This is a genomic window from Shewanella sp. SG41-3 (assembly GCF_014164545.1).
Taxonomy (GTDB): domain Bacteria; phylum Pseudomonadota; class Gammaproteobacteria; order Enterobacterales; family Shewanellaceae; genus Shewanella; species Shewanella vesiculosa.
The window spans coordinates 739,863-762,702 of the sequence record NZ_JACJFJ010000001.1; the positions used below are offsets into that span (position 1 = coordinate 739,863).

The following is a 22,840-nucleotide window of genomic DNA, read 5'->3' on the forward strand; positions in this document are numbered from 1 at the left end:
ACATAAAGCAATCTCTTAGCATCGAATTAAGGATGACTACCATCTTTACTGACGAATGCAATAATAACCACTTTTTTGGGCTTTCCTTGGCTAAGTAAGATAGGCCGCGCGAAGTCGCGTCCTATCCCAAGAGTTGCACAAGCCAAAACCTCAGCGGTTTCGCTCTATCAAGTATATCATCATAAAAATGAGTAGCAGGTTTTCATCTCCTGATACTCAACTTCATGCTTAACAGCTCATGTATCTTTGGCCAAATTATTAAGGCGTTTTCCGTCGATGTACTCACAACATATGGTCTATCTGAATAGGTTCCAGATAATGGTATTGTCTGCACCAAGACTCCACAGCAATACAACAGCAGCCAGTAAAACCTCTAGTACTAATACACCAATAGCTAGCGTCGTGCTTGATATAATAAAGCCCTGTTGATTACTTATGCCTAAAAAGCTTGGTGTACCACGATAGAGTAAATAGCCTGTATAACAAATCCCCATAATGCAGGCGAGTGTACATAACCAAATCATAGGGTATATCGCAAACAGGCCACTTAAAAACATCGGTGTGGCAATATAACCAGCAAAGACAATACATTCATTTCTGCTTGGGCAATTAGGGTATTTACGCGCCAACCCATGGATCAAACTACCGACTATTGTCACTGCCGTTAAAATTAACACATAAAATAAAATTCCCAGGCTTAAACCGCTCTCCATTGAGACCTTGATTGTGTCTTCACCACCAAAAGTCCAGCCAAACTGTGTCGTACCAATAAAAGTACTGACCACCGGGATCGCCGCCAACCACAGTACATGACTCGTGTACAAATGACTGACCGTTTCATGTTCATTACTTATGTTGCGCCATTCTTTATCAGGATGATGTACAAGTCCCCAAACGTGATTAATCATGCTTCCTCCTCGCTTTTTTCAAGCTGCAGTTTTTTATAAAAACTAAGGTTACTGGCACACTACGGTGTGTCTTAAATAACAGTATAGGAGGTAAGCGCATATTTGCTTTATTCGGCGCTATTTTTATTATCCTTTAGTGAGTGGCAACTGCAGTTAAGAGTGTTTGCGCAATCATCATAAAAATCGCTGGCTTTGTTACTTTTCTCAAATAAGAGCAATATTTTTTACCCGTTATATATTCAATGTAATGATTTAAAGACTAAACCAGTTATTGCGATGACCCCAATTACTGAGACCCTAAATAGTGATCGATTAACGCTCGACTAACGTATTGACGTTGTTACTTTTTTATTAGAGATCTATTATGTGGTTTAGTTCGAAAATTAGTCGGAAAGCGCTAGCATTGCAGCTAGTTACCACGCATCAGTCAGCTGCTGTTGTGGTCGATGCTCAGCAAAATATTATTGTCGTTAATGATGCTTTTAATCAATTAAGCAAGCGCTTAAAACAAGCTGATCATAATCAAACCTTTACTTTATTGCTTACTCGTTATGACAGTAGCAGCAAAACTATTCGCTGTGATGAAAACCTACTCCTTAGTCAGCAAGTTATCCAACTGACTTATAAAAACTTAGAGTCTTGCTCACTTTATACGTTTGATGCTGTATCAACACCGTTATTAACTGAAAGTGTGTGGCAAGAGTTATTAGCTTTCAGTGGCAAGGCCTATGTTGTATTTGATAACAATGAAAAGTTAGTAACAGCTAATTTGGATCCAGTAAATACTGACTCTATTTATTTAAATCAAGCAGATATCAATTTACAGAGAACGTTAAAAAATGGGCTTAACAATAAAGAACACCTACTTTGTTTATCTGAGCAGGATAAGGTCTATGTTCATGTGGCGCGCCATCAAATAAATTCTGGTAATCAAAAGTTCACCGCCTATGTATTATCCCATCAAGAGCAAAACCAGCACATTAAGCAATTTGAAATGTTATCAAAGGTGGTAAGTAACACTAGCACTAGTGTATTGATCACTGATAAAAATGGTTTAGTTGAATATGTAAACCCTGGTTTTGAAAAACTTTCAGGCTTGACCCTTGCAGAAGTAAAGGGCAAAAAACCCGGTATACTTTTGCAACGAGAACAAACCGACAAAGAAACGATTAAGCGCATATCTCAAAAGCTCAAAGCAAAACAAGCCTTCTATGAAGAAATATTGAATTTTGATAAAAATGGAGTGCCATATTGGATTGTATTGGCAGTAAATCCGATTTTTAATGACAAGGGTGAGCACACAGGTTTTGTTGGTGTGAGCTCTGATGTGCGTGAAATCAAACGTATTGTGTTAGAACAGATTAATCAAAGAGATGCAATAAGCAGTCATTCGGCAGTGTTAGAGTTTAATCAAAGTGGTCAGTTTATTTCAGCTAATGACTATACTAAAAAGCAGTTAAATTTACACGACGATATACAAATGCAAAATGTAGTGGGAAATTTAAAAGACCACTTAGACCATTCTCGTACGCAGATGATCCAACGAGGCGAACCGACAGCAGTCATGATGAAACTGACTCATCAAGGCAATGAAGTGATTTTAGATTGTGTTATTTCTTCAATTACGGATTTGAATGGAAATATTTCTAAGTATATTGTTTTTGGTAGTAATGTTTCTTCTCGTAATAAGTTAGTGACCGAAACGCACAGTGCTATGTCTATAGTGTTGAGTAAAATTCAAAATACAGTAACGACCATTAATGCGGTCGCCGATCAAACTAACCTATTAGCCCTCAATGCAGCCATCGAAGCAGCAAGAGCAGGTGAAGCCGGACGTGGATTTGCCGTTGTTGCGGACGAAGTTCGTAATCTTGCGAAAACGTCAAATGACGCCGCGGTTCAAATAGGCCTACTCATCAATGAAACTCAATCTCATGTTGATGAGTTAGCTTCTTTTTTAAGTGAATAAGTTGAGCTCAACTCGTTCTAGCTGCCTATAAGTTGTTCAAAAGACGATAATAGAAGCCCACTTTAGTGAGTGGGCTTGGAATAAGTTGGCTTATACGTTGCTTGAATGAGCCGCTTGCTCAAATGGCCAACAAACCAGATAAGTGCACTGGCAGATTTTATTCGCTGTCACCCATAGTGCTCAACTTTAGGTCAGCTAAAGCTGTTCAAATTCGGTCCCGACTAATTTGTGATAGTGCAGATTTGCTTACCCTTGAATAGCGTTCATGTTATTTCTCTTAAAATCAGCCCCACAATCTCCAAGCTAGCCCTGATGCTCGTGATGTCGCTTGTTTGCTGGCTTTTTCAAATATCATTGCCGTGCCTAAACAATAGAAATGGTTTTTGGCGCGGGTGATGGCGGTGTAAAGCAGTTCTTTGCTGAGTAATTGCCATTGGGCGGAGCTGGGTTTATGTGGCAATACAAAGCTGACTTTATCAAACTCGCTGCCTTGGCTTTTGTGGACTGTCATGGCGTAGCAAGTGTCGTGGCTGGGTAAGCGTGCGGGCAATACTTTAAGCAGGCTGCCATCAGCCATAACAAAGTGGGCCATTAAGCGGCTTGGCTTAGTGCTGTCTTGCAAGATTAAACCAATGTCGCCATTAAATAAGCCTAAGTTGTAATCGTTACTTTGAATAATGATCGGTCGGCCTAAATAGAACTCATTTTGAGGAGTAATCAGTTTGGCGTGTTTAAGGCTGTCGGTGATGGCGATGTTCATGCCCTCAACCCCAAATTCACCTGCTCGCATGGCACACAAGACTCGATATTGGTTAAAGCTGTCGATGATGGTTTGTTCAGCATGCGGCAGTGTTATGGCGCTGTCTTGCCGATCCGCTTGATCGATAATGGCCTGTTGATTCTGTAGTACCAAATTAAGGTAGTCACCATAAGCGTGTACCGATAATGCCAATAATGCTTGTTTACCTGTGTTATCTCCCTGGGCATTATGCTGATGTTCAAACCAATTCAATTCAGCATGATTATCTTGCCATACTTGCCGAATCGCATGCACATTTGATTGATTAACCGCATTGGCCAATAACCCAATACCTGCATCACCTTTAAAACGATGGCTGTGCATCAACATACACAAACTGTCACCAATTTTAGGCTGTTGATGAATAAACTGACTGACATCTTGTTGGGTTAATTGCTCAATGAGCTTTGCCTGTGCGGCGCTGTAACGCATTGACCAAGGGGATACCTGTACCGGGTTGGCTTGTTTTAAGCCAACACAAATATCCGCGAGCACTGCGCCAGCTTCTACGGATGCGAGTTGATCTTGGTCGCCTAACAATATCAAACGGCCATGAGACGGTAGGGCTCTGAGTAATTTGTACATCATGGGTAAGTCGACCATCGACGCTTCATCGACCACCAGTAAATCTAAGCGCAACGGATTATCCTGATGGTGCCTAAATTGATATGAGTTTGGGATAACCCCCAATAGTCGATGCAATGTTGAGGCTTCTTCTGGTATTTGTTTTAGCGAATCTGTTAATACTTTCGCCAATGCTGGGTCGCTGACTTGAGTTAGCTGTTGCAGTAAACGATGTTTAGACGCCTTGATCGATTCACTTAGCCTTGCTGCCGCTTTACCTGTAGGCGCGACTAAACGGATTGTTAGCGCCGATTGGGTTAACAGTAACAATAATAGCTTGGTTACTGTGGTGGTTTTACCGGTTCCTGGGCCGCCAGTGATCACTGCTAATGCTTTGGCCAACGCTGTGGCCGTGGCAATTTTTTGCCAATTAAACTGGCTGCTATTGCTGTCTTCTGCGGTAAATAAGCATTCAATCAGTTGCGGCAGATTACTGTTAGCTAGGTCGATTTCAATTTGTTGATTGGCTAACTGGGTCAACTTAGCCGCCACTTGAGTTTCAAAGAAGTGGTATTTATTTAAATATAAGCGCCCATGTTCAAAAATCATTGGTTTGTTGTCACCGGGCTGGCCGACGGCATCAAATAGCACGATTTGTTCAATCAATTGTTGATGGTTAAGTTCAATCCGACAATTGATTTCAGCGTTGCCGCGGTTATCCTCTGCCATGGGATTGGCTAAATCAATTTGCTCGATGACTAAACAACTGTGCTGATTAGACAATTGCTGACTGAGCATGGCGCAAACAAGCAAGAACAGTTGCGGCTGTTGTTCGCTCATCGCGGGATCGTTATTGATGGTTTCAATATTGGCCAGCTCTAAAGCAAAATGACGATCGAGTGCGGTAATGAGCCGCTGTTCTTGCCAAAGGTGCAATAACTCAGTGATTGGATGGGTGAGTATTAGCATGATGACGTCTCCGGCGCACGATTGTCTGTATTACCTGTAAATAAGCGGTCGAGTTGTTCGATTAATGCTTGCGGTGGTTTGTCATAAAATACCCCCGCGCCAGGATGCTCAGGATGCATGCCACGTAAAAACAGGTAATAGCAGCCGCCAATATGTTGCTGATAATTGTAGTTTGGTAATCTAAGCGATAAGTAACGATGCAACGCCAAGGTATACAAGATGTATTGCAAATTATAGCGATGAGCATCAATGGCTTTAGCCATGGCTGAGCGAGTGTAGTCGCTATAGTTATCACCCAAATGGTTGGACTTATAATCGGCAATATAAAATTGGCCTTGGTGCTCGAAGGTTAAATCGATAAAGCCTTTTAACATGCCTTTTAAGGTGTCAAAGTCGAGTCCGGCGACATAACCGTGTTGCTGCAAAATATGATTTAATTGCGACGCTTGTAAGGTTGAAATAGGCAAATAAAACTCCATTTCGACCATTTTTTGCTTGATGCATAATTGGCTTAATGTCAGTGATGTGTCCTCTGACAATGTCTCGATAAACAGCGGCGCTGCCAATATTTGCTGATACCAGTCCATTAACGGCTGTTGCCACAGGGCTTCGTCAAATCCATATTGTTTCATGGCTTTCGTTAGCGCAGGTGTCAGTTCAGTGTCTGCTTGGGTAAAATCAAACAGCTCTAACACTAAATGCATAAAACTACCGGCGTTGGCGCCGCGTTCAAAGGTAAAGCGATTAAGTACGGGTTCGCTGGTTAGCTCATCTTGTAACTGTAATTGGATAAGCTCATCGGTGAAGTCTTCGTCATCGGCACCGGGCGCGACTCTCTCATGAGGCAGATGTTTTACTAAGCCAGAATAACTGCCCACGCGCCATGCAAGGCTCTGTACTCGCGTGACTTTTTTGGCCGCTAGTGGCTCATTATTGTCGTGGATATCGGCGAGCACAGAATCGTCAATATCGTTGCTTAAGCATTCCACACTCATCGCTGGCAAGATGGCAATTGCATTCACTTTGGCTTGAATAAGGGCAAAGTCAGTTTTCTTGTCGGTAATGCCCAACAGATAACCGATGCCTGTTTCAGGTAATTGGCTGCTGATCCCCGCTTTTAACTGACGGCTTTGGTTGGCAATATACAAATAACACACGTAAACCGGCCGCGTTAGCGCCACATACAGTAGGCGTAAATCTTCAGCGAGGGTTTCTTGTTTGAGTTGTTCCCAGCCTTCGTCGGTGGCGTCGATATCCCAAATGAGCTGCTCATTTTTATGGTACATCATAGGTGCAGGGCGTTTTTTATTGCCACGGGCTAAGCTGACAAACGGCACAAAACAGACCGGATATTCTAAGCCCTTACTTTTATGAATAGTGACAATTTGCACTAAGTTCTGTTCGCTTTCTAAGCGCAGTTGCTGCTCATCACCGCCGTTGTTACCAATCAGTTGTTGCTCGTACCAATTGATAAGCGCGCTGCTTCCATCGAGCTCAGTGGCCTTTTGCTGCAGTAATTCGGCTAAATGCCTAAAGTCGGTTAGGCGTCGTTCACCAGAGGCTTTGAGATCTGCTGCGTTGTCGTCATCAGCATCATTAAAGCTATTGTCACTATTGTTGTCACTATTGCTGCTATAAGTGCTATCACTGTGAGCATTAGCGTTATGTTCATTAACACTATTGATGTCAGCCGTGACAGATTGCGACAGGTAACGATGGATCAGTTTGGTTTCGCTGGCAAAGTTAAGCAGCGCAGGCATAACGCCGCGTTGTAGCCATAACTGATGCCAATGAGTGAATTGATCTAATACCTGTTGGCGTTGTTCTTCATCTTGGTTAAATTGATGGATCCGCTGGGCATTAAACCCGACAAGCTCAGTGGCCAGTGCGGCGCGGATAGCACGCTCATCTTTAGGCGTGGCAAAGGCATACAATAAAATAGCCATTTCACGGGCTTCAATGGTGTTAAACACACTGTCTCGGCTTAAAAATACCGCACCAATTTTACGTGCTGATAACGCCGCTTTCATCACGGCGGCTTCGTTACGGTCGCGCACCAATATGGCAATGTCTTTGGCAATGAGCGGTTTACCTTCCTGCTCAAGGTTGGTATTCACTCGGCATAACCCTTGTTGCGCTTCGGTGAGTAAGCGCTTTATTTCGCTGGCAGCATCAGCGGCCAAGCGTTGTCTTGCGCTGATTTTATTGAGGCCATTAACATCGTCTTCTGCTAATAAACGGATCCGCAGAGCGGCAGGATTGGTTGTGGCTTCACTCAGGTTTTTATTGGCTGCCGATGATGGGGTTTTAACAATATCATAGGGAATAGCTTGGCTAATAAACGGGTCTTGGTGCTGGCTGAACAGCTGATTAACCCCATTGACTAATTGAGTCGATGAGCGGTAATTGGTGTCAAGATTATAATGGGCCTGTGTTTGTTGGCGCGCGGCAATATAGGTATAAATGTCGGCACCACGAAAAGCATAAATCGCCTGCTTAGGATCGCCAATCATTAATAAGCTCAGCTGACCTTTACTGGCGTCGTTAGCTTTGTTGTCATTACTATTGTCTTCATTAGCTGGGCTGTGCACAGTGGTCGCTGTGGTTAAGTCCAGTTGCGATGCTAGCGGCTGTTGATATACCTGATTAAAAATGGTGAATTGCAGAGGGTCGGTGTCTTGGAATTCATCAATTAATGCGACCGGAAAACGCTTAGCAATAGCATGGGCTAGGGTGATCGGGTTTTGGCTGAGCGCCATGGCTAAGCGGAGCAATAGGTCATCGGGTGTCATTAAATTGCGTTGCTGTTTTTGGCCAGCAAAGCGTTGACGAATCCCCTCGCGGGCGCGTACTAAAAAAGACGGAATAAGCTGATTAATTAACTCAAGCAAGCGCTCGATATGATCCAGCAACGGCGCTTCAGCAGCAGTGGGAATAACGCCCCCTTTATTGAGTTTAAGCTCGGATAATGCCAATTGCTCCAGCGCTTTTATTGGCGGTAATCCTTGGCCAAATTTTACCCAGTTGCTAATACTATCAAACAGTTGACTTAGTTTAGGGTAGCCGTCGGCGCCTTTGCCAAAACGTTGACCATTTAGCGGCAGCGATTGTAGTAATTCAAGGGTACTGTCGTGCAGGCTTTGCCACAATAAGGTGAAGCGGCTGATACTTTGGCTTAGCTGCTGTTGTAGGGTTTCAAAGGCCAGTGGTTGCTTTGACAACACAGCTTGGCTTGCACCTAATAGCGGGCGCAGCTTTTGCGCTAACACGTCTGGTTCAGCAAACACATCACTAATGGCTTGGGCCAAAAAGGGCGGTAATGGATAACACACTTCACGCCAGAAATCGCGCACTGCATGGTGTAAAAACTCACTGTCGTCGAGGGTGAATTCGGACTCAAATAGCAGTGACGACTCAAATGCCATGTCTGACAATACGCGTTGGCAAAAGGCGTGAATGGTAAAAATGGCCGCTTCATCTAACGACTTTAACGCTAAGTCCAAGCGTCTTAACGCAATAGGACGTTCATCTTCCAAGGTGTCTTGGTAAAGCTGTTCAATAAACTCATCATTGACGGCTAAGCCTAAAAAGCGTTTAAACGCTAAGTTAATCCGTTTACGAATACGGTCTCTGAGTTCTTCTGTGGCAGCGTTGGTAAAGGTTACCACCAAAATTTGCTCACAACTTAATGGCGCTTTACCACCGTGGCCTAACAATAAGCGTAAGTATAAACCCGAAATGGTATAGGTTTTCCCCGTACCGGCACTGGCTTCAATTAAGCTGGAACCATTAAAAGGTAAGGTGAGGGCATTAAGCGGTGTCACGGTAATAGCGTCCATTAATGCGCTCCTGGTTTAGCTGCGTTGGCAATGAGTTGCGCTTGAATATCGACTGCGGCGCCACTGACAAAGGTGTCTAATTCTGCCAGTTTATCTTTGTGATACAGGCTTAACATCGGTTGCAGTAAATGGCTGGCTAATGCGCCAAATGTCGCTTCACTAAAGTCTTCTGGGAAATGGAATAATCGCTGGTTATGTGGATCGTGGCCTTCGCCGAATGGGTTTTGGCCGTCATCCCATTTTTGCTGGGCTTTGAGTAACTTTTCTTCATGGTCGCCATCGGTTTCAACATAGGCAAAAGCCGTTTTAGGCATAAAGCACAAGGGTTGAGTTTGCCCTTGAATGAAACCACTGATAAAGCGCAGGATTTGCGCATGCGCTTGTTCGGCGGTGATAGGCGCAAAGGCATGAAAATGACCAATGTCGAGTAAGTAACTAAATTGATTTTTACCCATGCCCGCGGTTGACGAATTGGCCATAGCGTTGATGCATAAATGGCGTAAGTACACCCGAATAAAATCTCGTCCGTGGGCAGCGCCGGGGCGGTAATTGACTAAGCCTTTAGGCAAAATATCGTCAATACGGCCGACAAGATTGACTCGCACTGTCGACGATTGGCTTGGATCTGCTCTTGCTGGTAAATCCTGCATCGGTAGATCAAAGTTAAGATCCACATTCAGCGTGTGCATGGTTTGTTGATCTTGTAAAAACTGCACCCGATTAATCAACGGCGATATATCGCGTAAATATTGATTAATTAACAAGTCGTCGAACGGCGCCATGGGCAATTCACCGCTGGTTTTGAGCTTGCTGAGTAATTCGTGATCTGGGCTGTCGAGTTGATGTTCAATGGCATTGTCGAGCATGCGTGATTGCAATAAATAACGCTCGAGTGCATTTAAGCTAAATGGCTCGTCATTGTCATCGGCTTGAATATCCAGTGATAAATCAACTTTTAAACTGCGGTTGAAAAAGAATTGCGCAGGATTACGGTAAAAACGGATTAATGCCGACAATTCGAGTTCGACCACTTTTATGCCATCGCTATTGATGTGACTATGGGCGAACACTTCATCTGCCTGTTCAGCTGACAAGGGTAATGCTTGCTCAAAAAAGTGATTGTTAATGGTCGCATTGGCGGCTGGCGGACACCATTGGGCATTAAAACTGTGTTGCAGTTTACTGACACTGTCCGCTGATTGTGGTGTCTCTCGAAATAGTTTAGCGTCAAATGGTTGCAAAGGTTGCGCTTGAATAAGCTGTGCCAGTACGGAGTTATCAGCATCATCAAGGTTTATTTCGGCTTGCTGTTCAAGCTGTTGCTGTAAGGATTGCGGTAGGTAGCTGAGTTGGCAATATTCTACCAATTCAGACACTAACATTGAGGCGATACGTTCAGCATTATCGCGCTCACTGTGGCCAATATAACTGATGTAAAGCTGCTCTCTAGCAGACAGTAATGCTTCTAAAAATAGGTAGCGGTCGTCTAATCGGCGCGAACGGTCGCCTTTTTTAGGCCCAAAATGCGCCATTAAATCAAACCCGACAGGATGTTGTACTCGCGGATAGACGCCGTCATTCATGCCCAGCAAGCACACCACTTTGAAGGGGATTGATCGCATTGGCATTAAGGTACAAAAATTCACGCTACCAGCAAGGTAACGCTGGCCGACTCGAGATTCAGTTAAGCGTTGATTAAACCACTGTTTTAGGACTTCAATATCGACTTGGCCTTGATGGCCGGCGCTTTCAAGCTCGGAATCTAGGGTGACTAATGCATCTCGAATGGCTTGGATTTGTTCACGCTCGTCATCTGTGGTGTCGTAGCAATCTGTGAGTAGCTGTTGTAATTGTTCAAGGCGCTCTGCGGTGCTGTAGTCATTGGCAAATAAAGTGAAATAGGTGTCGATGGTTTCTAAGAAATTGAGCAACTTACCCAATGCCTGCGATGACTGACCTTCAATGCCTTGCACCATTAAGGTATCGCGATAAATATCTGCATCGTCGTTAAAGGCGTAACCCAGTATTAAACGCTTAATGCCAAATGTCCATGAGTTTTGCGTAAAAGGCTGCACACCCAGTTGGCTTCGAGTTTGTTCACTGCGGCCCCAACGGACATTGGCATCATCTAACCAGCGGCGGATTAATGACAATTCGTCATCATCGAGTTGGAAACGACGCAAAATAGCCGGCACTTCTAAAATACCAATCATGTCAGTGAGGCCAAAGCGACTTTGATTGATATTTAACAGGCTTAAAAAGCTATTAATCAGCGGTGACTCTTGCGCTGCGCCCCTGTCGGCAATGGCGTAAGGAATGTAGTAATCGCCTTTTTGCGGATTTTTGTCGGCAAAATACTGACTGTTGGCTGTGCCAAATACCGCATCAATATACGGCGCATAGGCCGCGACATCGGGCATCATGATCACTATGTCTTTAGGGCTTAAGTCGCTGTTGTTTGATAACAGCTCTAACAGGTGATCATGTAAGGTTTCAACTTCACGCAAGGCACTGTGACAACTGCGTAAGGTAATCGAGTCATCACTTGGCAATAAGGTGCGTCGGGCATCAATATCTTGATACAAACTGGCATTTGGCCCTAATGGCTGACCGAGTGTTTCCATTTGTAAAATGTCGTATTGTACCCCGTGCAGCAGATTATTCGGCTCAGGTTCAACATAACAGTCGTAACCAAAATCGGTGTGCTCTGGCGGTAAGGACAGTAATAAATCCAGTAGTTCACGGCCCATTTGACCATTATTGGCCAGTATAGGATTACCCACTTCTAGCTTGTCTTCCCAGTCTTGGTCGAGTTGTTTTTTATTGGCATATTGCAACGCCATGCGGGCACGGGTTTTCGGCTCAATAATATCACCCCAATAATGCTGGCAAGGGCTGAGAGACAGCATAATCACATCAATGCGACTGGCTAAATGGTACAGCACATCGAGGGTTTGTGGCGGCATGGATGAAATACCAAACACGTATAATCGAGCCGGCAACATGGATAAGTCAGTATCTGGATTCGCCAAGGTTGCAATTAAATCGGCATGTAAATTGGCGCGATGATAATGACTGGCGTGTAAATGATGTTGGTTATAATCGATTAATGCTCGCCACAGGATCGGTTGCCATTGCTGGTTTTCATCTAACGTTAAGCGATTGTCTAGGCTCGATAATGGCTGATTTTGCTCCCACGCTAAAATCCACTCGGGACGATAAACTAAGTATTGGTCAAAAATATCGGCAATGCGGCCACACAATTGAAATAGCTTAATCGCGTCATGTGACTGATTAAGCTGCAATATGGCGTGGGTGTTTGCTGTATGAACATTAGTTTCAGTATCAATATCAGCACCAGTATTCGCATCGATAGCTGTATCAGTAATATCACTTGTGGAATCAACTTGAGGTGATAAGTACTGTTTGAGCGGGCTAAAGTCTGGGTTATCTAGCAGACTTGGCAATAAGTCCATTAATTTCCACGTCATTGCCGCTTTGGTAAAGGCATTATCTTTTGGCACATCGGGCAGCAAGTCATGGCATAATTGCCAGGTAAAGCTCGAGGGTAACGGGAACGATAATGCGGCGGCGATACCATTGTGTTTAGCGATTTCTAAACGCAGCCAAGTCGACATCCCCGGGCTTTGAACTAACACATGCTCACAGGCTAATAAACTGACATTATCTAAGCGAATAGCCAATAGTTTGGCCAGTTGTTCAGATAATACTTCCATCTGATTAGATTGAATTAAAGTAAGCATGGGCGACCCGCTAATTTGAGATTAATTCATTCTATGGACTCTGCCTTAAATCATCAATCAAAACCGTTAATAATCAGGATGATTGCTGCTGTAGTGCACAAGATCAGTTGCGAAAGAGTCGCAGGCGTAAGCGACGATATAACTGGCTAAAATGTTGCTGTTGTTGCTGGATTTGCGACGCTGTCAGTGGTTGATATTTAAGAGCTACATAGGCACTGCTCAAGGCCGCAAAGTCCGCTGCCACTTGAGGGGTAAGGGCACCTAAATGTGCACTGACTGCCGCAGCGTAATCGGACGGTGCTTGGCCTTGTTGGCGGGCGATGCCTTTTTTGGCTAAGCGTTGGCAAATGATCTGATAGCGTTTATTGAGTGGGTCTTGTTGGCGATCGGTACTAAATAACCCAGCATAATAAGCAATAATCAGCGCGATAATGATAAAACTAAACATCATCAATAAGGCGATCTTAGTTCTGCTGACATCCCCCAATAGCTTGGCTAATACCTGTTGTTTTCGTTGTTCATCGAAACCTAATACCCACACGCTCCAGTAATAATCGACACTGGCAAACTGTTGGCGTAATTCATTTAACCATGGGTATTGCTTCATGTGCAGCGTGCTAAACGGGCTGTCTTGTAAGTAGCTGCTTTGGCTGTCAAAGGTGGCATCAAAGCCATCGAGTATCCGTTGTGGGGCAATCATTGCGGTAGGATCAAAACGTTGCCAACCTTGGCCTTCTAACCACACTTCGGTCCAAGCATGCGCCATGTATTGATACACACTGTAATAGCCTGCTTTGGCATTGTATTCTCCGCCCTGATAACCGGTAACCATCCGCGTTGGTATGCCGCTGGCGCGAGCCATAAACACCAGCGCTGAGGCGTAGTGAGCACAAAATCCAGCACGGTTTTCAAATAAAAAGTCATCAATTTGCTGCTCACCAACACTCGGCGGACTTAAAGTGTAATAGTAGGCCTGCTCAGCAAAATAATTCATCATCGCATTAATGCGCGTCTGCGGATCTGGATAATCTTTGGCAAATTGTAAACCAAGCTCAAGGGTTTTTGGGTTGCTGTTGGGCGGTAATTCAAGGTTTAGCTGTTTGGTATTGCGATCGAGTTTTTTATCCATAATCTGATCGGGATATGAGGTCACTCGATAACTCATGCGCTGATCGACAGGCCTGAGTGAATACAAACGATAATCCGCTAATTCAACCACTTGATCATTATTGCTAAACGCTTCATCTAAGCCATACAACCATTTTTGATGACTGGGCTCGCTAATCACCACATAATCGATTTTGCTATTATTGCTGTTGGCAGCAGGGGCTTGGCGATCGGGTTTTTTAAAATATGCCTGCTGTTGAATTTGTTTGATGCTTGGGTCTTGGCGCCATGTTTTACCATCGTAATTTTCCATCACTAAGGTGCGCCAATATAAGTCTTGGTTTGCCGGTCCTAGGGTACTGCCATCTGGGTTGTCAAAACCGACGCGAAAGGCTAATTCTGCTGAACGAGTGAGCTTACTTATGTCACCAAAGGAGACTTCATCGGATAATCCAGTTTTGGCGGTTTTCATATTGGGCACTAACCATAAAGGCCCGAGCCTTGGGAACACCACAAACAGTAATATGGCTAATGGTAGGCTTTGTAAGATGATTTTTAGACTAAAACTGAGGTTAGCCGCTTTGTTGGATGTGTCTTGATAAACACTGATTAACACACCGGTATTGAGCACCGCAACGGCCAATAAGTGCAAGGTATCAAGCATGCTTTGTTGATCAAGCAGGGTGAGTCCAATAAGGAAATACCCTACTAATACAATCGCTTTTACATCTCTTAGTTGGCGCATTTCGATGTATTTTAATGCGTAACCTAAAATTAATAAGTTAACCAAGGCATTGAGTAAACCGATTTCAGATGACACTAAAGCAAGGGTTATCGCGGCGCCAATCGCCAAAGAAGTTACCAGTAATTTAGGCGGCGCAGCGACTTTACCGAGAAAAATGCCTACTCGCCAAACAAAGCAAATTGCACAGATGCCGATGCTCCATAAGGTGGCTTGTTGATACAAGGGGCTGAGGATGGCGACATTAGTGACCAAAAGCCAAAACAAGGTATTGCGACTAATAATGGCATCAAAGTTATCGGTCATAGTGATTTACCTACCGTTGAGGAAGTCACATCGCTTGGGCTAAAATCTGGGTTCATATTGGCGGGTAAACGATAAGTTGCAATCATGGTTTGGCAAGCCACTCGGTGTGCTTCGCCTGTTTGCTGGCTGATAATATGCTCATCCAGAATTAAGCCAAATACTTGCTTGGTTTGGCTGAGTTTATCAACTTGCCAAGCTAACTTACTCAGTTTGTGTTCAATGTTATTGCCCGATGTGTTGGCCAAGGTTAACCAAACGGGTAATCCTTCAGGCTCTGCAAACTCTTTGGATAACATGCCTTTGTCTTGGGCCCATTGTTTCCATGCCACTTGTTTGAGTGATTCCCCCGGAATATAAGTGCGTAAGCCTTTGTAGTCATCAACGCCTGGGCGTAATTTACCGTGCTCATATTGGCTATCATTGTCACTTATGTGGCTTGCAAGCTCAATGTCACACATTTCTGGTTTAGCGAAAATAACATGATGAATATCTAAGTCTACATAGGACCATGCACAGCATAATCCTAACGGAAAATAGGATGAGACTTTGATCCGCCCAGGGGTTAATTGACCACGCTTAGCCCCTTCAAATGGCACGATAGCAATAGTTTGCTCGTGCATTTGTTTGACGCGGACATGGCGCTGATAACTAAATTGCAAACAAATTTGCTGGTGGGTGGTATCGGGATTTTTCTGCCGAGTATGACCAGTTAACATGATGGGAAATGGCATGCTGTCGCCAGCATAGCATTGTGGCGGCGTGACTGGATTAAAGGTTAACCCAGCGAGGTTTTTATAGCTGTATATGATGCAGGTATGAAACACACTGGCGAGTAATAAGCTTAAGCCAATCACCAAGTTATTTTGATAATTGGTACCAAATAAATACAGTAAAACAATGAGTCCAATCCACACCAAGCCAAACCCACTGGGGATAATAAAAATACCTTTGTGGCTGAGGGTAATTTGCTTTTGTGCTGGTAGGCGCTTACTTATCCACCTTGACCAGCGCTGGGTTAACGATGCTGGAATTAAACGACGCAACCGTGACGGCTTGATAGCACCATTGGCATAGGTTGGCGAAGAGTGCTTTTTTGCTGTCGTCGATTTAGCCATGGGTATCTGCGCCGTTAACGTATTGGGTTAACACTAGCGAGGATAGTGTCAGACAACGCTTCGCCTTGAAATTGACTACTGCTGCGAATGCGATGTTCTGCTACTGAGGCAAATACCGCTTGAATATCTTCAGGGACTACGTACTGGCGTTGATTGATAAAAGCCCATGCTTTTGCCGCTTGTAGCAGAGCAATACTGGCGCGTGGCGATAAACCGTTAGCGGTATTGTGTTGCCGAGAAAAATCGACCAAGGCAATTAAATAATTTAGTACCGCATCAGATGCCGACACTTGCGCCACTTGTTGTTGCAGTAGCATTAGCTCTTGCGGGGTTAAGCATTGTGATAATGAAGCCGGTTTATTCGCTTGAGTGCGCGATTTTAACATGGCTAATTCCGCTTCTGCGCTAGGGTAGCCGATGGAAATTCGCATCATAAATCGATCAAGTTGCGACTCTGGCAAGGGGAATGTGCCGGCTTGATCAACTGGGTTTTGGGTCGCAATAACAAAAAACGGTGAGCTCAGTTGATGGGTTATGCCATCGATAGTAATTTGTTGTTCTGCCATGGCTTCAAGTAAAGCACTTTGGGTTTTCGGGCTCGCGCGGTTAATTTCATCGGCCAACAACATTTGATTAAACACTGGACCTTTGTGAAATATAAACTGTTGCTGCTCTTTACTGTAGATGGATACACCAAGAATATCAGCCGGTAACATGTCACTGGTAAATTGAATACGCTGGTAACTCATGCCTAAACTGTTGGCAATACCCTGGGATAAACTGGTTTTACCCATGCCGGGCAAGTCTTCAATCAGTAAATGGCCTTTGGCGAGGATACAAGCGACAGCAAGTTTTATTTGCTCTGGCTTACCGAGCAGAACTTGGCTGAGTTGAGTGAGTAATGTTTGAATATTTGATTGCGACACGAAAACTCCAACTTGTTTGCAATAACCCCTTATTGGTTTGTTGTCGAAAGGGTTTATTGTGGGTTACGGTTTGTCGTTCAGTATTTAATCTCTATCCTTGTCATTCGGGCTTATGATTACTGTGCGTTAATGGTGATAGATGACCATTGTGATTAGCATCAATCACCACCAAGCGCTTCAACACCTATGATGCCAGCACAATACCTATATCATAGGTTATCTTGTGAACCCATGTTAGCAAAATACATCGCCATTGAATGGCGATTATTGCGTCAAACCAGAGCTAAAACGGGTCACGATTTATCATTACTAGTAACGATAGCTAAGCTCTTTACTACTAAACATACCGTCTTTAGATGATTTATTCTGTTGGAATATCATGCGATAGCTCAGTACTGCTTGAACATATTCCCGGGTTTCAGTGTACGGAATTGTTTCAATGAAGCTCATTACATCTAGGCGACCATTGGAGTCTTTTAACCAGCGTTTAACACTACCTGGGCCAGCATTATAAGCCGCAGTTGCGAGTACTCTATTTTGATCAAATTGTTTAAGTAATTCACTGTAATACGCACTGCCCAGCATAATGTTCACTTTCGGGTCGTATAGGTCTTTTACGTTATTAAAAGGGATTTTATTTCTTTTAGCCGTTTGTTTGGCCGTAGCTGGCATTAACTGCATTAAACCTCTGGCTCCTACACCTGAGGTTGCATAGAGATAAAAGGCACTTTCGCGACGAGAAATAGCACGAATTTCATCAATATTAACCGAGAATTTTTTACTGGCGTTAACGAACTCATCATTAGCCGCTTCCGGAAAGCGCAGTGCCAGTGAATCCCATAACTTACCTTGAATACTTGATTCAACGCTCAATGCATGCCAACCGTTTTTTAAGGCTAACAAACCGTATTGTGCCGTCATGTCACTGTTATGGCGGCGCATTAAATACAACCACTCATTACGAGCATCAATTTGCTTATCTAAAGCCATTAATTCAATCACGCGAGCAAGGCCGGGATCTTGATTTAACTTAGCTTGCAATTCTGGATTGGGTGCTAAGTTATTATCATTCATCGCCAAAGGTTTACCGAGCGCTTCTGCGGCATTAAAGCCGTAAAAATTACGTTCACCACTTAAGGTCAACTGCAGTTGTGTTGCACGGGTTTTGTCATGGCTAGAGGTCATCTTAGCTTGCCAATATTGCCAACGAGGATCTGCTTTACCTTGGTCGCTTAACAAGGCTAAATACTTCTCTACAGTCGCAAAGTCCTGTTGACGAATGGCCCAGCGTAAACGCATTTCATATAAATCATCAGACTTGAGTAATGGCAACATGGTGTCAATGTGTGACACTAATTTATCGTCTTGCTTTATCAGTGCTCGGCGAACTAAATAGCGATTAAGTTGGCGTCCGCCAAAGTCACTGAATCGATCTAATTTTTGATATTTCACATACAGTTTAATTGCTTGATGTAAATCCTTGTAGGCCAGTTTACGCAATCCGGCATCAACAATATCACCTATGATAGGTTTTGAGCTGGCAAACTTTTTCATGTGCCGTAAGCTATTTGGGTCGCGATACACTGACAATAATAGTTTGGCTTCGTCATCATGTTGGGTGATCTTTTGAGACAAATAGTTGAGTAAACTGGATTGGCCAGCGTCGAAACTAAGTAGCATGCGGGCCCAGATAAGTTCTTGAGTGCGATAGCCCGCTTTAGTCCATTGATTAATCACCGCATCACATTCTTTCGGACGTGAATAGCCATAAACCCATATGCGTTCTACACCTTTGTATGCCATTTCTTTATTACCCGCATCAAGTTGTGCTTGGTAGTAATAACATTGCAGACGGATATCATTAGGCGTGTCTGGTGATATCACCAGAAAGTCTTGCCAACGTTGTTTCTTACCTGCGTTAAGCAGATAGCGATAACGGGCATTATTGTACAGCGGTGTAGTATCAAATTTGTTGATAGCATTGAGTGCTATGCTACCTGGAGAGTGCACTATGCTGTCGATGGTTGCGTGGTAGTCGAGGTAAACCGTTAATGGATAATCGGCTAATTTTTTGCGTAATGCTTGATACTTATCCAGCTGGTTTTTATCCAGTGCTTGACGAGCATCAAGATAGCGTTGCTGTTGTGAGGTCAGCGCATTAGCTTGGCTTATAAAGGCCAATGATGTACTGAATAATAATGCGCTAGCCATTAACATGTTTGCCCAAGTGTTACGCATTTAAATAAGGATCTCCGCCACAGTAATTTGTTTCCTAAAAAGAATGGGTGATTAATGCTTTTGCTAAACAGTCGTTGTACGTTGTTAAATCACTATTAGTCTTATTAATTAAATAAAGATTAATTATTACTTATTATTACAATTCACTATCACTAGTGTGTTTTTCGACTGATTCATCTAGTGCCCGGTTGAGCAATTGTTTATCTAACTGCTTGCTGGTATCGACACCTAATTGCTGCATGTAATGTGCTTGTCTAATGACATTGCCTTTACCTGAGGATAATTTTGCCATGGCACTTTGATAGCTTTTGTCTGCAGTGTCTAAGGCACGGCCAAGCTTTTCCATGTCTTCAAGGTAACCGCATAATTTATCGTAAATACGACTGGCTTGCTTAGCGATATTTTGCGCATTTTGGTTTTGGTACTCATAACGCCATATATTGTTGATGGTGCGCAAAGCTACTAATAAGTTGGTTGGACTCACCAGCATAATATTTTGCTCTAAGGCAAAGTTAACTAGGCTTGGATCATATTCAATGGCCAGTAAAAATGCTGGCTCAATCGGAATGAACATTAGCACATAGTCCAAACTCTTCAGCCCATGCAGCTTATGATAATCTTTTTGGCCAAGACCCTTAATATGTTGTCTAATTGATAACGCATGTTCTTTTATTGCTTGGTCGCGAATGTCTTTATCTTCGCTATTAAAGTAACGCTCATAGCTGACTAGCGACATTTTCGCATCAATTACCACGTCTTTCTGCTCAGGCAAATGCACGATAACATCGGGTTTAAAACGCTTGCCATTATCGTCTTTTAAATCTTGCTGTGTTTGATACTCATGGCCTTCGCGTAAACCACTTTCTTGTAATACGCGTTCTAAAATCACTTCGCCCCAATTACCTTGCTGCTTATTGTCACCTTTAAGCGCTTTGGTCAGGTTAATGGCATCTTGGCTCATTTTTAAGTTGAGATCGCGCAAATTGTCTAATTGATGCTTTAACGCGCTACGCTCAGATTGCTCATGGGTGTACGACTCTTGAATTTGACGTCGAAAGCCTTCTAATTGTTGTTTCAGCGGCCCGATAACACCGTCTATTTGCGAGACATTTTGTTGTTTAAAGTTTTCACTGCGTTCTTCGAAAATTCGATTTGCCAGGTTTTCAAATTGCAGTTTAAGGCGTTCTTCAGCAGATTCGAGTAAGGCTATTTTATCTTGTAATGATTTTTGCTCAGTTTCAGCTTTGACCAGAATCGTTTGTTGCACTGCATTAGACTTCGCTAAATTGAGCTGTGATTCCATTAAACGATGTTGAATATCAACCATTTGTTGTTCAACAAGACTAACCCGATCTGCTTTGGTTTCTGCGCTAGACAGTTGGCCAATCAGATCTTCAATTTTACTTTGCAGATGATTACTGTGATCAATTTTGTCATCGAGATTATCTTGTAATCTGGACATTTCAATTTGGACTTCATTGAGTTGTTGAAGCGTTTGCTGTTCATGTTGAAGCTTAAGTTGCTCCCATCGTTTACGAGTTAATCGTTGATTGATTAGGGCGCCAATGAGAAAGGCAACAAACGCGACAGCAATCAAAGCTGCAATTTGAGGAGGAGTTAACGACACTGCAAAAGGCATAACAAAAACCGATAGAAAATAATGGTTAAGGGTCGCACGGCTAATAATCCGCTGCAAGAGGTAAACTGAGGATTTAATCAAATATTATTGTTAATGATTAAATTTAAACCTAACTCTTATATAGGTTCGTATAGCATTTGCAGTGACACCATTTCGGCAATCGATAAAGGTTGACGGCCTTTTGGTTTTTTTTAGTCATATTCTGAAATAAAAATAGGTTTTTACCTGTCTATTGAGATAAGTATGGCAGATTATGGTAATACTTTGCTGTCGAAAAATATTTTATTGAGGTGATTTATGACCGGTAAAAAACGCTTTACTCAAGGCATACAACAACGTGCGGCTTGGCATATTCCTGATAACCAAGTGACTCCCGAATCGGTATTTAATGATCGCCGTAACATTATCAAAGCACTTGGGTTAGGAGCGTTGGGAGCCAGTTTGCCTGGTCAAGTTCAAGCCGGTATTTTTGATTTATTTGGCGAGCAAAAAGCGCAACATCCTTTTGTGACTCAAGGTCTGCAATATACAACTCCCGCTAAGTTTGTGTTATCCAATCCGAAAACCCCAGAAGATAAAGTGACTCGTCATAATAACTTCTATGAATTTGGTACCAGTAAATCCGATCCCTATGACAATGGGCAAAACTTTAAGGTTGATCCTTGGACTCTGACCATTGATGGCTTGGTCGATAAGCCGATCACCTTAGACCTTAATGAATTGACGACCCGTTTCGCTCTTGAAGAGCGCACTTATCGTTTACGCTGTGTTGAGGCTTGGTCGATGGTGATACCTTGGGTGGGCTTTTCGTTAGCCAGTTTACTTAAACAAGCTGGGGTGCAAAGTAACGCGACTCACGTTGCTTTTGAGACCTTGTTTGATCCAGAGCAAATGCCCGGACAAAAGAGTCGCTTAATGGGTGGTGGGATCCATTATCCCTATGTTGAAGGCTTAACGGTTGCAGAGGCAATGAATGACTTATCGTTTTTAGCCGTCGGTTTATATGGTAAAACCTTGCCGCCACAAAATGGCGCACCTATCCGCTTAGTCGTGCCTTGGAAATACGGTTTTAAGAGCATTAAATCAGTAGTGAGAATCCGCGTGATGGATAAGCAGCCACCAACGAGTTGGAATCAATTAGCTTCGAGTGAGTATGGTTTTTATGCCAATGTCAATCCAGAGGTTGATCATCCACGTTGGTCACAAGCATCTGAGCGCAGTATTGGGGAGGGTGGACTTTTCTCCGCGAAACGTATTCCGACGCAAATGTTCAATGGTTATGGCGATTCAGTCGCCGACCTGTATAAAAATATTGACCTGAGGAAGTTTTACTAATGCGCATAAGTGCTCGAGGGCTGTTTTGGCTAAAGGTGTTGTTACATATTAGCTTTTTATTGCCAGCCTTTTATCTCGTGGCGCTAGTGTTAACTGACAATGCGGGCGGCGATCCTGTGCAGTATATTATTCATTATACGGGCATGGGAGCGCTTAATAGCTTGTTAGCTACTTTGCTTATTTCACCTATCGCTAAACGTTTTAAGATAGCCGCGCTAATCCAAACTCGCCGCTTGGTGGGCTTGTATGTGTGTGCCTATGCACTGTTACATATTAGTGCTTTTATCAGTTTAGACTTACTGTTTGCGTGGGGATTATTGTTTGAAGAGGTGATTAAGCGGCCTTATATTTTAGTTGGCGCTGCGGCATTACTAATCATTTTATTACTGGCGCTAACGTCACCTAATAGCATCAAACGCCGCATGGGAAAGCGCTGGCAGTCATTACATAATTGGATTTATCTGGCTGCGATTCTGGCACCTATCCATTTTTATTGGTCGGTAAAGTCTGAAATTATTGAGCCGAGTATTTATATTGTGCTGTTTGTAGCGTTATTGCTGTACCGAAAAGACAGTATTTATAAATGGATTAAACCGAAAAAATAAGCTTATTTTTTATTA

Annotated in this window: 12 protein-coding genes; 3 read left to right on the forward strand and 9 right to left on the reverse strand. The window is 43.3% G+C overall.

All coding sequences use genetic code 11. The features are described from left to right. Window positions 1–296: 296 nt before the first annotated feature. Entirely contained in the window at window positions 297–908 is a 612-nt protein-coding gene (locus H5164_RS03220) for a Yip1 family protein (protein WP_124016455.1), read from the reverse strand. A gap of 364 nt (window positions 909–1,272) precedes the next feature. Here H5164_RS03220 and H5164_RS03225 point away from each other — a divergent pair, with 364 nt between their 5' ends. Continuing rightward, window positions 1,273–2,877 carry a methyl-accepting chemotaxis protein gene (locus tag H5164_RS03225; RefSeq protein ID WP_182754725.1) on the forward strand — a complete coding sequence of 535 codons (1,605 nt, stop codon included), beginning with the start codon at window positions 1,273–1,275 and terminating at the stop codon, window positions 2,875–2,877. A gap of 283 nt (window positions 2,878–3,160) precedes the next feature. Here H5164_RS03225 and recD read toward each other — a convergent pair whose 3' ends face one another. The 8 genes from recD to rmuC all read right to left on the reverse strand — a co-directional run bounded on the left by recD (window position 3,161) and on the right by rmuC (window position 20,885). Further along, window positions 3,161–5,209 (reverse strand): exodeoxyribonuclease V subunit alpha, encoded by a 2,049-nt coding sequence (gene recD, locus H5164_RS03230; RefSeq protein ID WP_182754727.1) that lies wholly within the window; start codon window positions 5,207–5,209, stop codon window positions 3,161–3,163. Then, entirely contained in the window at window positions 5,203–9,048 is a 3,846-nt protein-coding gene (locus tag H5164_RS03235) for a UvrD-helicase domain-containing protein (RefSeq protein WP_182754729.1), read from the reverse strand. Before H5164_RS03235 ends, recD begins: the two co-directional genes overlap by 7 nt. Next, a complete protein-coding gene (gene recC, locus H5164_RS03240) occupies window positions 9,048–12,812 on the reverse strand; it encodes an exodeoxyribonuclease V subunit gamma (protein ID WP_182754731.1) in 3,765 nt (1,254 codons plus the stop codon). Before recC ends, H5164_RS03235 begins: the two co-directional genes overlap by 1 nt. A 103-nt stretch (window positions 12,813–12,915) precedes the next feature. Further along, entirely contained in the window at window positions 12,916–14,967 is a 2,052-nt protein-coding gene (locus H5164_RS03245) for a DUF3488 and transglutaminase-like domain-containing protein (RefSeq protein WP_182754733.1), read from the reverse strand. Beyond that, window positions 14,964–16,082, reverse strand: coding sequence for a DUF58 domain-containing protein (locus tag H5164_RS03250; protein WP_182754736.1), 1,119 nt, complete (start codon window positions 16,080–16,082; stop codon window positions 14,964–14,966). Before H5164_RS03250 ends, H5164_RS03245 begins: the two co-directional genes overlap by 4 nt. 14 nt (window positions 16,083–16,096) lie before the next feature. Further along, window positions 16,097–17,008, reverse strand: a complete 912-nt coding sequence (locus H5164_RS03255) for a MoxR family ATPase (protein WP_124016462.1) — start codon at window positions 17,006–17,008, stop codon at window positions 16,097–16,099. 309 nt (window positions 17,009–17,317) lie between these two features. After that, window positions 17,318–19,246, reverse strand: coding sequence for a transglycosylase SLT domain-containing protein (locus H5164_RS03260; protein WP_182754738.1), 1,929 nt, complete (start codon window positions 19,244–19,246; stop codon window positions 17,318–17,320). Window positions 19,247–19,382: 136 nt separating this feature from the next. After that, window positions 19,383–20,885 (reverse strand): DNA recombination protein RmuC, encoded by a 1,503-nt coding sequence (gene rmuC, locus H5164_RS03265; protein ID WP_182754741.1) that lies wholly within the window; start codon window positions 20,883–20,885, stop codon window positions 19,383–19,385. Window positions 20,886–21,182: 297 nt separating this feature from the next. On the opposite strand from rmuC, the gene msrP reads away from it, so the two are divergent. Together msrP and msrQ are read left to right on the forward strand one after the other, a co-directional pair. Further along, window positions 21,183–22,220, forward strand: a complete 1,038-nt coding sequence (gene msrP, locus H5164_RS03270; protein WP_182743135.1) for a protein-methionine-sulfoxide reductase catalytic subunit MsrP — start codon at window positions 21,183–21,185, stop codon at window positions 22,218–22,220. Further along, the gene (gene msrQ, locus H5164_RS03275; RefSeq protein WP_182754743.1) at window positions 22,220–22,825 is read left to right on the forward strand and encodes a protein-methionine-sulfoxide reductase heme-binding subunit MsrQ; all 606 of its coding nucleotides are present in this window, start codon (window positions 22,220–22,222) and stop codon (window positions 22,823–22,825) included. Before msrP ends, msrQ begins: the two co-directional genes overlap by 1 nt. The last annotated feature ends 15 nt before the right edge of the window (window positions 22,826–22,840 follow it).

Bases quoted from the DNA above. Each gene is read 5' to 3' on its own strand.
- recD (WP_182754727.1), bottom strand. From the start codon at position 5,209: ATGCTAATACTCACCCATCCAATCACTGAGTTATTGCACCTTTGGCAA.
- msrQ (WP_182754743.1), top strand. From the start codon at position 22,220: ATGCGCATAAGTGCTCGAGGGCTGTTTTGGCTAAAGGTGTTGTTACAT.
- H5164_RS03245 (WP_182754733.1), bottom strand. From the start codon at position 14,967: ATGACCGATAACTTTGATGCCATTATTAGTCGCAATACCTTGTTTTGG.
- H5164_RS03260 (WP_182754738.1), bottom strand. From the start codon at position 19,246: ATGCGTAACACTTGGGCAAACATGTTAATGGCTAGCGCATTATTATTC.
- H5164_RS03235 (WP_182754729.1), bottom strand. From the start codon at position 9,048: ATGGACGCTATTACCGTGACACCGCTTAATGCCCTCACCTTACCTTTT.
- rmuC (WP_182754741.1), bottom strand. From the start codon at position 20,885: ATGCCTTTTGCAGTGTCGTTAACTCCTCCTCAAATTGCAGCTTTGATT.
- H5164_RS03220 (WP_124016455.1), bottom strand. From the start codon at position 908: ATGATTAATCACGTTTGGGGACTTGTACATCATCCTGATAAAGAATGG.
- H5164_RS03225 (WP_182754725.1), top strand. From the start codon at position 1,273: ATGTGGTTTAGTTCGAAAATTAGTCGGAAAGCGCTAGCATTGCAGCTA.
- recC (WP_182754731.1), bottom strand. From the start codon at position 12,812: ATGCTTACTTTAATTCAATCTAATCAGATGGAAGTATTATCTGAACAA.
- msrP (WP_182743135.1), top strand. From the start codon at position 21,183: ATGACCGGTAAAAAACGCTTTACTCAAGGCATACAACAACGTGCGGCT.
- H5164_RS03250 (WP_182754736.1), bottom strand. From the start codon at position 16,082: ATGGCTAAATCGACGACAGCAAAAAAGCACTCTTCGCCAACCTATGCC.